The organism is Nocardiopsis camelliae (assembly GCF_028993595.1).
Lineage (GTDB): Bacteria > Actinomycetota > Actinomycetes > Streptosporangiales > Streptosporangiaceae > Nocardiopsis > Nocardiopsis dassonvillei.
In genome coordinates this window covers 4,863,084-4,877,879 of the sequence record NZ_CP118614.1, presented here as the reverse complement: position 1 = coordinate 4,877,879, position 14,796 = coordinate 4,863,084, and the positions used below count along the sequence as shown (strand labels likewise).

At 73.0% G+C, this 14,796-nt stretch carries 8 protein-coding genes; 2 read left to right on the top strand and 6 right to left on the bottom strand.

Annotated elements, in window-relative coordinates; genetic code table 11:
- Positions 1–5: 5 nt before the first annotated feature.
- The 5 genes from cds1 to PV789_RS21270 all read right to left on the bottom strand — a co-directional run bounded on the left by cds1 (position 6) and on the right by PV789_RS21270 (position 8,047).
- On the bottom strand, positions 6–1,148 hold the full coding sequence (cds1, locus tag PV789_RS21290) for an L-cysteine desulfhydrase Cds1 (protein WP_274974239.1): 1,143 nt from the start codon (positions 1,146–1,148) through the stop codon (positions 6–8).
- A 145-nt stretch (positions 1,149–1,293) separates the two neighbouring features.
- Positions 1,294–1,620 carry a tetratricopeptide repeat protein gene (locus PV789_RS21285; RefSeq protein ID WP_013154318.1) on the bottom strand — a complete coding sequence of 109 codons (327 nt, stop codon included), beginning with the start codon at positions 1,618–1,620 and terminating at the stop codon, positions 1,294–1,296.
- A 202-nt stretch (positions 1,621–1,822) separates the two neighbouring features.
- A complete protein-coding gene (locus tag PV789_RS21280) occupies positions 1,823–2,350 on the bottom strand; it encodes a beta-class carbonic anhydrase (protein WP_274974238.1) in 528 nt (175 codons plus the stop codon).
- 85 nt (positions 2,351–2,435) lie between these two features.
- A complete protein-coding gene (locus PV789_RS21275) occupies positions 2,436–4,922 on the bottom strand; it encodes a DNA gyrase/topoisomerase IV subunit A (RefSeq protein ID WP_274974237.1) in 2,487 nt (828 codons plus the stop codon).
- A 284-nt stretch (positions 4,923–5,206) separates the two neighbouring features.
- Positions 5,207–8,047, bottom strand: coding sequence for a glycosyl hydrolase (locus tag PV789_RS21270; protein WP_274974236.1), 2,841 nt, complete (start codon positions 8,045–8,047; stop codon positions 5,207–5,209).
- A gap of 402 nt (positions 8,048–8,449) precedes the next feature.
- Between PV789_RS21270 and PV789_RS21265 the strand changes: the two genes are divergently transcribed.
- Positions 8,450–10,621, top strand: a complete 2,172-nt coding sequence (locus PV789_RS21265) for a RecQ family ATP-dependent DNA helicase (protein ID WP_274974235.1) — start codon at positions 8,450–8,452, stop codon at positions 10,619–10,621.
- Between the two features lie 163 nt (positions 10,622–10,784).
- On the opposite strand, the gene PV789_RS21260 is transcribed toward PV789_RS21265, so the two are convergent.
- Complete coding sequence (locus PV789_RS21260; protein WP_212644328.1) at positions 10,785–11,720, bottom strand: carbohydrate kinase family protein; 936 nt, start codon at positions 11,718–11,720, stop codon at positions 10,785–10,787.
- A 296-nt stretch (positions 11,721–12,016) separates the two neighbouring features.
- Between PV789_RS21260 and PV789_RS21255 the strand changes: the two genes are divergently transcribed.
- Positions 12,017–14,737 carry a bifunctional acetate--CoA ligase family protein/GNAT family N-acetyltransferase gene (locus tag PV789_RS21255; RefSeq protein WP_274974234.1) on the top strand — a complete coding sequence of 907 codons (2,721 nt, stop codon included), beginning with the start codon at positions 12,017–12,019 and terminating at the stop codon, positions 14,735–14,737.
- Positions 14,738–14,796 lie beyond the last annotated feature (59 nt).

Here is a 14,796-nt window from a genome sequence, read left to right as displayed (position 1 = left end):
GCCCCTCAGGGGGTCTGGGGAGGTTCCCAGACCCCCTCGGCGAGGAACCGGTCGACGGTCGCGCGGTAGGGCGCCGGGTCCAGGCCCCGCTCCGCCACCCAGGCGTCGTTGTAGTAGCTGTGCTGGTAGCGTTCGCCGCCGTCGCAGATCAGCGTGACCACGCTGCCCCTGCGCCCCTCCCGGAGCATCCTGGCCACCAGGTGCCACACCCCCCACAGGTTGGTGCCCGTGGAGCCTCCGGCGGACAGCCCGGTGCGGTCGTGCAGGTGGCGCATCGCGGCGATGCTCGCGGCGTCGGGCACCGGCATCATCAGGTCGATCACCGACGGCACGAAGCTCGGCTCCATGCGGGGGCGGCCGATCCCCTCGATCCGGGAGGGCATCCCGGTGGCGTAGTCGGACGCGCCGGTGACCCAGCCGGGGAAGAACGCCGAGTTCTCCGGGTCCACCACCGCCAGCCGGGTGCCCAGGCGCCGGTAGCGCAGGTAGCGGCCGATGGTGGCGGAGGTGCCGCCGGTGCCCGCGCCCACCACGATCCACTCCGGGCACGGGTGGCGCTCCATGGCCAGCTGCTCGAAGATCGACTCGGCGATGTTGTTGTTGCCGCGCCAGTCCGTGGCCCGCTCGGCGTAGGTGAACTGGTCCATGTAGTGCCCGCCGGTCTCGGCGGCCAGCCGCTCGGCCTCGGCGTACATCGCGGGCGGGGCGTCCACGAAGTGGCACCTGCCGCCGTAGCGCTCGATCAGGGCGATCTTCTCCGGGCTGGTCCTGCGCGGGATGACCGTGATGAAGTCCAGGCCGACCAGCTGGGCGAAGTAGGCCTCCGACACCGCGGTGGAGCCCGAACTGGCCTCCACGATGGTGGTGCCCTCCCGGATCCACCCGTTGGCCAGCCCGTACAGGAACAGCGAGCGCGCCAGCCGGTGCTTGAGGCTGCCCGTGGGGTGCACGGACTCGTCCTTGAGATACAGGTCGATGCCCCACTCCGGGGGGAGCGGGAACACGTGCAGGTGGGTGTCGGCCGAGCGGTTGGCGTCGGCGACGACCCTGCGCACCGCCTCGTCCGCCCAGGAGCGGGCGCTGTCGTCGCACCGGTCCACCCACGGGGTGTCGTCGCCCGGCCGCGGACCTGTCGGTGAGGATGCCATGCCCAGCAGCGTAGCCCGGGCACGGGAGGGGCCGGCCCCGAGGGGCCCGGCCCCGCTCCTGCTCAGGCGGGTGTCTCCGGTCGGCCCGGCCGAGGGGGTTCCCTGCCCCGGCGCGCACGCGGGCGCGCCGGACCGGGAGGGGCCCTCAGTCCAGGGAGCCCCCGGACATCACCGCGTGCATGCGCCGGTAGGTGGCCGCCTCCTCGTGGCGGCTCTGGCGCTCCAGCGTGCGCGCCAGGGCGATGTGCGCCCAGTTGTCCACCGGGTCCAGCTCGATGATCCTGCGGAAGGTCCGCTCGGCCTTGTTGAGCTGTGCGGAGTGGAAGTAGGCGCGGCCCAGCAGCTCCAGCAGGGAGCGGCTGTCCGGTTCGTCGTCGACGATCGGTTCGAGGGTGCGGGCGGCGTAGATGGGGTCGCCCAGTTCCATGAACATGCGGGCGCGGTTGAAGGTGTCGTAGGTGTTCTCTTCCACGGTGCTCCTTCCGACGGCGCGGGGCCGTCCCGGATCACAACGGCCGGCGTACCGGTCGCATTCCCTGGTGGGGCGTGTGGGACGGAGGAGCGGGCAGGAGCCCACCGGGGCCTCCCGCGCCTTCCGGTCCCACTGAAGAGATCCCCGCGCACGTGCGGCGCACACGTGGCCGACCCCGGTCACCGCCTCCGCTCGGGAGCGGTCACAGGTCCGTCATGGTGATCCGGCCGGTGTCCACGTCGTACAGCGCGCCCGCGACCGGCAGGTCCGCGGGCAGCAGCGGGTGGTGGCGGATGCGCTCCAGATCGTGCCGCAGGGCGCCCAGCTGGTCGTTGTCGGTGTGGAACTCCAGGCTGCGCGTGTCCACTCCGTACTGGTCCTCGATGAAGTCGTGAACGGCGTCGTCGCTCTCCACGGAGGCCATCTTGCAGCGGGTGTGCGGCATGATCAGCACCCTGTCCACACCGAGCAGGTACACCGCCAGCACCAGGGTGCGCAGGGTGTCGTCGGTCACGCGAGCACCGGCGTTGCGCAGGATCTTGGCGTCACCGGGCTTCAAACCGAGCATGTCCAAAGGCTCGATCCTGGAGTCCATGCAGGTCACCAGGCCCAGGCCGCGTGCGGCGAGGGGTTCGAGCCCAGCGAGGGAGAAGGACTTGGCGTAGTCCTCGTTGGCGGCTAGGAAGCCGTCGAAGACACCGGAGGGGGTGGTACCGCTGTTGTCGCTCACGTGGAGGCGCTCCCTTGTCCCGTGGTCGCGGACGCGCCGCGCGCACCGGACGGATCCGGTGCGCGCGGTGCTCTTCCGAGACGAATCAGGCTTTCGCTCCGGGAACGGTGATCCCGGAGTCGGTCTGTCCACTACCTACAGTAACGATCGCTCGGGGCAGCGCGTCACCCGACCCGTCCCGACGGTCGACCGGGTCGGGCAGGCGGACCGGCTTGCCGTCCGCGCGCGCGGCGCGGGCGGGGGAGCGGCCGATCCATCCGAAGAGCAGGGTGTCCTCACCCTTGAGGTAACGGTGGCAGCGCACGCCGCCGGTTGCGCGGCCCTTGGCCGGGTAGGCCTCGAAGGGCGTGATCTTGGCCGAACCGGCCTGGCTGCCCTCCAGAGCGCCGGAGGAGCCCGAGACGGTGACCACCACCGAGTCCTGCGGGCTGGGCACGGCGCCGAACCACAGCACCCGCGCCCCCTCCGACAGGCGCACGCCCGCCACACCGCCCGCGGGCCGCCCCTGGGGCCGCACGGTGCTCGCGGGGAAGCGCAGCAGCTGGGCCTCGGAGGTGATGAAGGCCAGGTCCTCCTCGCCCGTGGACAACTGGGTGACGCCCACGACGCGGTCGTCGTCCTTGAGCGCCACGACCTCGAAGTCGTCCTTGTTGGGCGGGTAGTCGGGGGAGACCCGCTTGACCACGCCGCCGCGCGTGCCCAGGGCGAAGCCGGGGCCCGAGGCGTCCATGGACACCACCGACACCACCCGTTCGTCCCCGTCGAGCTGGACGAACTCGGACACGTCCAGCCCCGAGGCCAGCGGCGGACTATCCCCGCCCTCGTCGGGCAGCTCCGGCAGCTCCACCACCGGCACGCGGATCATCCGGCCCAGGTCGGTGACCAGGCCGACGGCGGAGCGCGAGGTGGTGGGGACGGACACGTGGACCGCGTCGTGCCTGGTGCGCAGGCCCTCGTACACGCGCGGCACCGTGGGTCCCTTGCTGCGGCCGATCGCGCCGTCCACGCCCATCAGCACGTGGCAGGGCTGGTCGGCCATCTCCAACGGGATCACCGCGCTGCGGGCCACACCGTCGCTCTCGCGCAGCTGCGTGCGGCGCGGGGTGGCGAACTCCTTGGCGACGTCGCCCATCTCCTTGGAGACCAGGCGGCGCAGCTTCTTGTCCGACTCCAGGACCGCGGTGAGGGCGTCGACCTCCTTGTTGAGCTTGTCCCGCTCGGTCTCCAGCTCCATCCGGTCGAAGCGGGTCAGGCGCCGCAGCGGGGTCTCCAGGATGTAGCGGGCCTGGACCTCCGACAGGTCGTAGGCGCCCATGAGCGACTCGCGGGCGGCGGCGGTGTCCTCGGCCTCGCGGATCAGGGAGATGACCCGGTCGATGTCCAGCAGGGCCACGAGCAGGCCGTCCACCAGGTGCAGGCGCTCCTGGCGCTTGGCACGGCGGAACTCGCTGCGGCGGCGCACCACGTCGAGGCGGTGGTTGACGTAGACCTCGAGGAGTTCGCGCAGCCCCAGCGTCTGGGGCTGGCCGTCCACGAGGGCCACGTTGTTGATGCCGAAGGACTCCTCCATCGGCGTGAGGCGGTACAGCTCCTCCAGGACCGCCTCGGGGTTGAAGCCGTTCTTGAGCTCGATGACCAGGCGCAGCCCCTGCGTGCGGTCGGTCAGGTCCTTCAGGTCCGAGATGCCCTGGAGCTTCTTGGACTGCACCAGCTCCTTGATCCGGCTGATGACCTTCTCCGGGCCCACGCTGTAGGGCAGCTCGGTGACCACCAGGCCGGTGCGGCGCGCGGACACCTTCTCGATGGAGACGGTGGCGCGGGTCTTGAACGTGCCCCGGCCGCTGCGGTAGGCGTCGCGGATGCCGTCCAGGCCGACGATGGTGCCGCCGGTGGGCAGGTCCGGGCCCGGGACGAACTCGGTGAGCTCCTCCAGGGTGGCCTCGGGGTGGGCGATCAGGTGGCGGGCGGCCGCGACGACCTCGCCCAGGTTGTGCGGGGCCATGTTGGTGGCCATGCCCACCGCGATGCCGGAGGCGCCGTTGACGAGCAGGTTCGGGAAGGCGGCGGGCAGGACCTCGGGCTCGGTCTCCTGGCCGTCGTAGTTGGGCCGGAAGTCGACGACGTTCTCGTCGATGGAGGCGACCAGCTGCTCGGCGGCGCGGTCCAGGCGCGCCTCGGTGTAGCGCATGGCGGCCGGTGCGTCGTCGCCGCCCAGGGAGCCGAAGTTGCCGTGGCCGTCCACCAGGGGCACGCGCATGGCGAAGGGCTGGCTCAGGCGCACGAGCGCGTCGTAGATGGCGCTGTCGCCGTGGGGATGGAGGCGGCCCATCACGTCCCCGACGACGCGGGCGCACTTGACGTGGCCGCGGTCGTGCCGCAGCCCCATCTCGTTCATCTGGTAGAGGATGCGCCGCTGCACAGGTTTCATACCGTCGCGCGCGTCCGGTAGCGCGCGTTGGTAGATCACCGAGTAGGCGTACTCCAGGAAGCTGCCGCGCATCTCCTCGGAGACGTCGATGTCGATGATCTTCTCGGCGAGATCCTCGGGGGGACGGGAAGTAGTACGGGCCATGTCCGTAATTCTGGCCTGTGCCAGAGACTGAAACGTACAAGGACGCGTCGCCGGACGGGTGTGAGCCTCGTGACGCGGCGTCGCGCGTGCCGCTGCGACGTGCGGGTTGTGTGGCGGTGGGGGTTCCGCGATGTTTCTGTGCTTGGGTGCCGGACGGTCGCGCAACGCCCCGATCGTGCCCGGAAAGCCCGAAACGGAGCCGCGGGCGCGGCCCGTTTCGGTTGGCGCGTCCCGCGGCGGGGCGGAGGGCGTCCCCGGCGCCCGCGGGCGCCGGGGACCGGACGTCAGTCGGTGAAGGGGATCGTGAGCGAGGCGCCGCCGTCGGGACCGACCAGGACCCGCGAGGAGGCGCCGCCCAGGGCGCTCCACAGCTCGACGCGGACGGAGCCGCCCTCCAGGTCGCCGAGGGACCCGTCGGCGCTCGCCGGGCCCTGGCCCTGCGTGTACTCCTCCCAGCCGTTCAGGTCGTTGGTGGCGAAGTAGCGGTAGGTCTCCGTGCGGTCGTCGGTGCCGTCGCCGTCCAGGTCGTAGACCACGCGGACCTGGACCGCGTTGCCGACCGCGTTGCCCGAGTCCACGGGCAGCGAGAACGCGGTGGCGCCGCCGGTGTGGGTGCCGGTCAGGTCGTCGGCGCGCAGCACCACGCGGTCGCCCGGCGGCAGGCCGTCCTGGTTGCGTCCCCCGGCGGAGGCCACGGTGATCTCGCCGGCGGAGCCGTGCGGGGTGCCGGAGAGAGCGGAGGGGGTCAGGTGCAGGCCGCCGTCGCCGACGTTGCCCTCACCCGGGTCCCCGGGATCGCCCGGATCGCCCGGATCGCCGGGGTCGCCCGGATCGCCGGGGTCGCCCGGGTCACCGGGGTCGCCCGGGTCACCGCCGCCGCCCTCGCCCGTGGTGGAGGCCAGCGAACGGGGCTCCACCTCCAGTTCGACGCCGTCGGAGAAGGTGACCGTCAGCGGGGAGCCGGAGGGGTTGAAGGCGACGTGCGTGCGCTCCCCGCCGTCGGTGAAGACGGCGTAGTGCGCGGTGTCGGCGGTGACGGAGGTGTCCACGGTGCCGACCTCGGCGAGCGTCGAGACCCACTGGTAGGTGTGCGGCTTGGACTCGCCCGCCTCGGGCTCGTAGGTGTTCCACTGCTCCTCGAACATGCGCAGGGCGTCGTCGCCGTCGGAGAGGGCGCGGTGCTCCCAGTGGATGTCGCGCCAGATCTGCGGCTCGCGGCCCAGGCGGTCCACCAGCGACTCGTACATCGCCCCGGCGTGCTCGGGGTCGTGCCCCAGGTACAGCGAGCTCGCCGTGATGGGCAGGTAGTTGATGCCGTAGTGCTCCTCGTCGCCGCCGTCCCACCAGATGCGGTAGTCGCCGCCGTCACCCCACACCATGCCGACGACGTCGTGCTCGAAGTCCTCGGGGAAGGTGTCGCCGCCGTGGTCCTGCCAGTAGCGGGTGATGGCCGAGGCCTGCGTGGTGTGCAGGTACACGCCCAGGTCGCGCAGCTCCTCGTCCCCGGTCAGGGCGCCGAACAGCGCGGTGGCGGCGGCGAAGTGCATGCCCTCGGAGGAGGACTCCTGGTTGTTCCCGGCGGCGAACCCCGCGTGCCCGGAGGCCCATCCGTGCCCCGCGTAGGGCGAGAAGGACCGCAGGCGCGGGAACATGTCGCTGTTCGGGTCGGTCTCGGCCACGTCGCGGATCAGCAGGCGGACCATGCCGCCCCAGGCGTCCTCGGCGGCCCAGGCGTTGTCGTAGCGGGCCACGACGGCCGCCGCGGACACGAAGTAGCCGTAGTGGAAGTCGTGGTCGTTGACCTCGGTGGCGGCGCCGAAGCTGTCCGGGTAGCCGAGCATGGTGCCCCAGTCGGCCTCGTAGGCGAACTGGCGGGTCCCTCCGGCCGTGAACCAGTCCTCCAGGCGGTTCCTGACCAGGTCCAGCAGCGCGTCGCGGCCCTCGGTGTGGCCGATGGAGTCGGCGATGGGCACCAGCTGGGCCAGCCTGCCCAGCGCCTTGCCGTCCCAGTAGGTGTCGCCGGGCTCGGGGAAGTGCTCCTGCTCGGCCAGGACCTCGTCGATGAGCTGGCGCATGCGGTCGTGGTCGGCGCTGTCCACGGTCGGCAGGCTCGGCAGGATGCCCTGCGCGGCCAGCTCGGTGGTGAAGCTCGCGCCCTCCGCCACGCGCATCTCGCCCCGAGGGGAGGAGTAGGACAGGTCGGTGACGGGGGTGGAGGCCTCCCGCCAGTGGTGCGGGTAGAGGGCCATGAGCGTGCCCTCCCCGCTCCCCTCGCGCGCCTCGGTCTCCACCCGGTAGGTGCTGGTCAGGGTGGCGGCGGCCTCGTCGTAGTCGTACTCCACGCGGGAGCCGGTGACGAAGGAGTGGGCGTAGGGGGCGAAGGTGTCCAGGTCCTCGGGCGAGGGCAGGACCGCCACGGAGTAGTGGCCCTCGGCGCCGGTCGGGGCGGTGAAGGTGTCGCCCGAGCGCGTCCAGGGGGCGTCGGAGGGGGCGAACAGCGCGTAGTGCCGACCGCCCACGCTGGCGCCGACCACGGAGCCCTCCTGGTGCCAGACCTCGGGGGTGCCGGAGAAGGCCACCTGGGCGTCGCCGCCGGCGGTGTCGGCGTAGGCGAAGGGCAGGCCCTGGCCGATGGTCACGCGCAGGGTCCGGCCGGAGCCCTCCCAGTGCGCGGTGACGGTCCAGTCGCCGTGGTCGGCGACCCGGGTGTCGGGGGAGGACAGGCCCTGGACCCCCAGGGACAGGTCGGCGGTGTGGGGGTGCTCGTACTTGAGGCCGTCGGCGACGAGCCGGGGGTCCCGCGGGTAGCCCATCTCCAGCCCGCCCTCGTGGGGGCGGAAGCTGGCGGGGTGCGCGAACAGGTTCTCACCGTGGGGGTTGTCGGGGTAGCGCTGGAAGATCAGCGACGACCACCACTCGTTGGTGGGGGCGTGCCCCTCGAAGTCGTCGGTCACCTTGGGGTCGACCGGGACGCCGTTCAGGTCGGAGGGCCCGGGGGCTCCGGCGGGGAGGGTGTCGCTGTAGCCGCCGGATCCGACGGGGACCTCGGCGGCCACGGCCGCCGGAGGGGCGGAGGCCACGCCCGCGGCGCAGACCAGGGCCGTGGCCGCGGCCAGGACGCCCATGCGCGGGGACCGCGCGCGCCGTGCTGTCGTCGGTCCGTTGGGGGGATGGTGGGGGGACGGTCGACTCCATGGGTGCCGCATACTGCGCCTTTCGCTCGCTTCCGCGGGAGAGCGTCCGCCCTCTACGGGCGGGAGCGCTCCCAGGCCTGAGCCTTGGTAAATGAGTGTTCAGTCCCGGTCGGGAGAGCGCAATGCCAGGAAAGTGGAAAGTATCCTTTCTGTTACCGGCGGTGCTCATGGGGGTTACGGGGGGTACCCCGTCCCAGGTCGGCCGCGCGCCCGCCCCGGGGCGGGCCGATCCCGAGCGGGGCGGGACGGGAACGCGGTCCGGTTCCCCGTCACGCGGAACCGGGCCTGTGGACAACCGCTCGACCGTCCCCCGGCTCTGGTACCAAGGGACGTATGGCCACACCCACCCCTGACAGCACCCTTCCCACCGCCGCGTCCGACGGCGCGCTGCGCGAGCGCGCCGAGGCCCACCTGCGCGCCCTGGCCGGGGACTCCGCCCGGCTGCGCGAGGACCAGTGGACCGCCATCCACGCCCTGGCCGCCGAGCACCGCAGAGCCCTCGTCGTCCAGCGCACCGGGTGGGGCAAGTCGGCGGTGTACTTCGTGGCCACCGCCCTGCGGCGCGCCGAGGGGGCGGGCCCCACCGTCATCGTCTCCCCGCTGCTGGCGCTGATGCGCAACCAGATCGCCGCGGCCGAGCGCGCGGGCATCCACGCGCGCACCATCAACAGCTCCAACACCACCGACTGGGAGAACGCCTACGCCGACGTGGCCGCGGGCCGGGTCGACGTCCTGCTGGTCAGCCCCGAACGCCTCAACAACCCCGAGTTCCGCGACCGGGTCCTGCCCGAGCTGGCCGCGGGCGCCGGCCTGGTCGTCATCGACGAGGCCCACTGCGTCTCCGACTGGGGGCACGACTTCCGCCCCGACTACCGGCGCATCCGCTCCCTGCTGCACGACCTGCCCGAGGGCGTTCCGGTGCTGGCCACCACCGCCACCGCCAACGAGCGCGTCACCCGCGACGTGGCCGAGCAGCTCCAGGCGGGCGGCGAGCGCGCGGACACCCTGGTCCTGCGCGGCTCCCTGGAGCGCGAGAGCCTGCGCCTGGCCGTCGTCCGGCTGCCCGACCCCACCGCCCGGCTCAGCTGGCTGGCCGAGCACCTGCCCAAGATCCAGGGCTCGGGCATCGTCTACGCGCTCACCGTCAGCGCCGCCCAGGAGACCGCCCGCTTCCTCGCCCAACAGGGCATGGAGGTGCGCGCCTACACCGGCCAGACCGACCCCGACGAGCGCCGCGAGGCCGAGGACGACCTGCTCGCCAACCGGGTCAAGGCGCTGGTCGCCACCAGCGCGCTGGGCATGGGCTTCGACAAGCCCGACCTGGGCTTCGTCGTCCACCTGGGCGCCCCGCAGTCCCCGATCTCCTACTACCAGCAGGTCGGCCGCGCAGGACGCGGCGTGCGGCGGGCCGAGGCGGTCCTGCTGCCCGGCCGCGAGGACACCCGCATCTGGGAGTACTTCGCCGGACTGTCCTTCCCGCCCGAGCAGACCGTGCGCCAGACCCTGGACGCGCTCGCCGAGGCGGGCGGACCCCTGTCCGTCGCGCACCTGGAGACCCGCGTGGACCTGCGCCGCACCCGCCTGGAGCAGATGCTCAAGGTGCTGGACGTGGACGGGGCCGTGCGCCGGGTGCGGGGAGGCTGGGAGACCACCGGCCAGCCGTGGAACTACGACGCCGAACGCTACGCCGCCGTCAGCCGGGCCCGCGAGCGCGAGCAGCGCGCCATGCTCGACTACCTCGACCTGGACACCTGCCGGATGGAGTTCCTGCGCCGCCAGCTGGACGACCCCGAGGCCGCGCCCTGCGGACGCTGCGACGTGTGCACGGGCGAGTACTGGCCCGCCGGCGTCGACTCCACCCGGCGCGAGGCCGCGGCCGAGCACCTGGACCGGCCCGGTACGCCCATCGCGCCCCGGCGCCAGTGGCCGACCGGGATGGCCACCCTGGGCGTGGACCTGTCCGGAAAGATCGCCGAGGAGCTGCGGGCGGGGGAGGGCCGGGCCCTGGGCCGCCTCACCGACATCGGCTGGGGCAACGAGCTGCGCCGCGTCCTGGCCGCCGACGCCCCCGACGCGCCCGTGGACGAGCGCGTGCTCCAGGGCGTGGTGCGCGTCCTGGCCGACTGGAACTGGGACCGGCGCCCCGTCGGCGTGGTGGCGATGCCCTCGCTCACCCGCCCCGGGATGATCACCGACCTGGCCGAGCGGCTCTCCCGGCTCGGACGGCTGGCGCCCGTGGGGGCGCTGGAGTACCGCACCGAGCGGGGCACCGGGCCGCGCAGGCACAACAGCGCCATGCGCCTGGAACAGGTCTACTCCGCCCTCGTGGCGGGAGAGGAGCTCACCGAGCGGATGGCACGGCTACAGGAGCACACCCCCGGGCCGGTGCTGCTGGTCGACGACGTCACCGACACCGGCTGGAGCCTCACCGTGGGCGCCGCCCTGCTCCGCAGAGCCGGGGCGCCCCAGGTGCTGCCCCTCACCCTGGCCACCGCAGGGGGGTGAGCGGCGGCTCCGGCGGAAAGCCCCGCGGGGGCGTCCCGCCGCGGGCGGGTGCGTCCACCACCCGCGCCGCGGGGCCCTCAAGGAGGCGGGCCGCTGTCGGCGGGAGGTCCGGTCCGCGCGGGGCGGGTGCCCGGGCTCGGCCCTTCGGTCCGGCCGCCTGTGCTCAGCGGATGCGCTGGCCGCGCGGTGCGCCGCGGCGCACCGGCTGGCCCTCGCCCAGGTCCGGGCGGGCGCCCGGCTGGTGCAGGGCGCGCGCCGCCAGGCGGTGCGCCCGGCCCAGCGCCTCCTTGGGGTGGCGGCCGAGCAGCCACGCGGGCAGGAACCCGGCGATGAAGGCGTCACCGGCGCCCACCGAACCCGGGGACGGCTCCACCGGCTCGGCCGGCGCCGTCACGCAGTCGTCGCGGGTCTTGGACGCCCACAGGCCGCCCTGCTGGCCGAGCTTGAGCACCACGTTGGGGTACCACGCGGTCAGCACCTTGGCGGCGGCCTCGGGCTCGTCCCGGCCGGTCAGCACCCGGGCCTGGTCGACGTTGGCGAACAGCAGGCGCGCGCCCTGCGTCCAGTCCAGGAAGTTCTCCGCGCCCGCGCGCTCCAGCGGCGCGTGCGAACCGCCGTCCACCGAGATCGACATCCCGCTCTCGCGGGCCATCCGCAGCGCCACCCGGGCGGCGCGCCGGGAGTCGTCGTTGATGAGGGTGTAGCCCGACACGTGCAGGTGCCCGTCCGGGCCGAACACGTCGCGGGGCAGGTCCTCGGGCTGCAGGCGGGCGTTGGCGCCCGGGTCGCTCAGCATCGTCCGGTCGCCCCGGTGCGTGATCATCACCACGCAGGTGCCGGTGGGCCGCTCCGGGTCCATCACCATCCGCGAGTCCAGGCCGTAGCCCATGAGTTCCATCTCACGGGTGCGCCCGGTGATGTCGGAGCCGCGGCGGCCGACGAACGTGGTGTCGGTGCCCTCCACGGCCAGCCACGAGGCGATGTTCGCCCCCGACCCGCCGCCGTACATGATCACGGACGCCGGAGTGTCGCTGCCGCGGGCCAACGGGTGGAACGCGCGCGCGACGGCGTCGGTCATCAGGTCACCGATCACGACCACTCGTGTCATTTCGCCAGCCACCACCGAGGGTTATCAGAATCCGTGCTCGCACGACGTTAACAGGTCAACCGTCAGCGGCGTGTAACGAAGTGACAGCACCCCGGCCACACCGCCTCCGATTCCCCGCGGAACCGCCATCGCCCACGGGGCGGCCGATCCGGTCCGCGGACGGGGCACCGGGCCCCGACCGGCGCCTCCGCGAGCGGGGGACGCCGTGTGCGGTCCCGAGCGGGGTTTTCGCGCCGCCCGCACGGACTTTCCCCGGATTCGGCCGTTTGTCGTCTAGTCTCGCAGTCGTGCAGTCCTACCCGAACCACTGGGAAGCCGACGTCGTCCTGACCGACGGAGGCACCGCGCACCTGCGCCCCATCACCCCCGAAGACGCCGACCTGCTCCGCGAGTTCCACTCCCGCCTCTCCCCGGAGACCATCTACTACCGGTTCTTCGCGCCCTACCCCAAGCTCTCCGACCGCGACGTCAAACGCTTCACCACCGTCGACTACGAGGACCGCGTGGCCCTGGTCGCCACCATCTCCGACTCCCTCGTCTCCGTGGTGCGCTACGACAAGGTGGCGCCGGAGGAGGCGGAGGTCGCCTTCGTGGTGGAGGACGCCCACCAGGGCCGCGGCCTGGCCTCGGTCATGCTGGAGCACATCGGCGCGGCCGCGCGCGAACGCGGCATGCGCCGCTTCATCGCCGACGTGCTTCCCGAGAACCGGCGCATGATCAACGTCTTCCGCGAGGCCGGGTACACCGCCCAGCAGACCTTCGACGAGGGCGTCATCCGCCTCACTCTGGACCTCCAGCCCACCGACGACTCCACCGAGGTCATGCGGGCCCGCGAGCAGCGCGCCGAGTCGCGCTCCATCGCCCGCCTGCTCTTCCCGAACTCGGTCGCGGTCATCGGCGCCAGCCGCACCGCGCACACCATCGGCCAGACCGCCCTGCGCAACCTCCTGGGCGGGGAGTTCCAGGGCCCGGTCTACCCGGTCCACCCCGAGGCCAAGGCGGTCGTGGGCGTGCGCGCCTACCCCTCGGTCCTGGACATCCCCGACCAGGTCGACCTCGCTGTCGTCGCGGTGCGCGCCGACATGGTCGTCGACGTGGTCGAACAGTGCGCCGACAAGGGCGTGCACGGCCTGGTCGTGGTCAGCTCCGGGTTCGGCGAGACCGGACCCGAGGGCCGGGCCCGCCAGGACGAACTGGTGCGCACCGCCCGCGCGGCCGGGATGCGCGTGGTCGGTCCCAACTGCCTGGGCATCGCCAACACCGACCCCGAGATCTCGCTCAACGCCACCCTGTCCCCGGACCTGCCGCCCTCGGGCACGATCGGGTTCTTCTCCCAGTCCGGTGCCCTGGGCCGGGCCATCCTCCAGCGCGTGGCCGAGCGCGGCATGGGCCTGTCCACCTTCGTCTCGGCGGGCAACCGCGCCGACGTGTCCGGCAACGACCTCATGCAGTACTGGCAGGAGGACCCGGCCACGGAGGTGGTGCTCCAGTACCTGGAGTCGCTGGGCAACCCGCGCAAGTTCACCCGCCTGGCCCGGCGCCTGGCCAAGCAGAAGCCGGTCGTCGCGGTGCGCAGCGGCGGCTCGGCGCGGACCACCCCCACCGGCCACGCCGCGGGCGGGCTCTCCCTGCCCGACTACGCGGTCACCTCGCTGTTCCAGCAGGCCGGGGTGGTGCGCGTGGACGACATCACGCAGATGTTCGACGCCGCCCAGGTGTTCGCCTACCAGCCCCTGCCCCAGGGGCCCCGCGTGGGCATCATCGGCAACTCCGACTCCCTGGAACTGCTGGTCAAGGACGCAGCCGTCCGTCAGGGGCTCAAGCCGCACGACCCGGTCAACCTCGGTCCCCAGGCCACCGCGGAGGACTTCGACCGCGCCTTGGAGACGGCCCTGGCCGCCGAGGACGTGCACTCGGTCGTGGTGGTGTTCGTCCCCGCCCTGCACCCCATCTCCGACGACGTCGCCCGCGTGCTGCGGGCCCGCTCCCTGGACTCGACCAAGCCCGTCGTCACCACCTACCTGGCCCGCCAGGGGATTCCCGAGGAGCTGCGCCGCGTCGGCGACCGGGGCCAGACCCTGCGCGGCTCGGTGCCCTCCTACCCCTCGCCCGAGGACGCCGTGCGCGCCCTGGCCTACGCCACCCGCTACGCCCAGTGGCGCGACCGCAAGCCCGGACGCCACCCCGAGCTGCCCGACATCGACGGGGCCAGGGCCCGCGCCACCATCGTCCGCGCGCTCAAGAACGCCACGCCCTCGGCGGAGGAGATCGCCTGGTTCGGCGGCGAGCGCCGCTACGACGAGGAGACGGCGATCTCCGGCGAGGACGCCCGCGACCTGCTGGCCTGCTACGGCATCGCCGCCTACCCCGACATCCCGGTGACGTCGGAGGAGGAGGCCGTGGTGGCCGCGGGCCAGCTGGGCTACCCGGCGGTGGTCAAGGCCGACTCACCGGACCTGCGCCTGCGCGCGGGCGGCACGTTCGTCCGCGCCGACCTGCGCACCCCCGACGACGTGCGCAGCGCCTTCGCGGCCCTGCACGACCGCTTCGGCGACGAGGCCTCGCTGGTCGTCCAGCGCATGGTGGCCCCAGGGGTGCCCACGGTCGTCCGGGCGGGCGACAACCAGTCCTTCGGATCGGTGGTCTCCTTCGGGCTGGCGGACGTGACCGCCGAACTGCTCGACGACCGGGCGTTCCGGCTGGCGCCGCTCACCGACATGGACGCCGCCGACCTCATCCACGCCGTGCGGGCCGCCCCGCTGCTGTTCGGGCTGCCCGCCGGTGCGACCTCGCTCGCCGAGCAGCCCAACGTGGAGGCGCTGGAGGAACTCCTCGTCCGGGTCTCGCGCCTGGTGGAGGCCTTCCCCGAGATCGGCTACATCGACCTGGACCCGGTCCTGGTCAACGCCACCGGCGCCCACGTCCTGGGCGCGCGTGTCTGGCTCCGCGAGGCCCCCGACGTGCGGCCCGACGCAGGGCCCCGGCGACTGCGCGGGGTGACGTTCTGATCATGGGGTGGGCATCCCGTTTCACGTCCCGGTCGCGAAGTGTCACGGGAAAGGGGCAG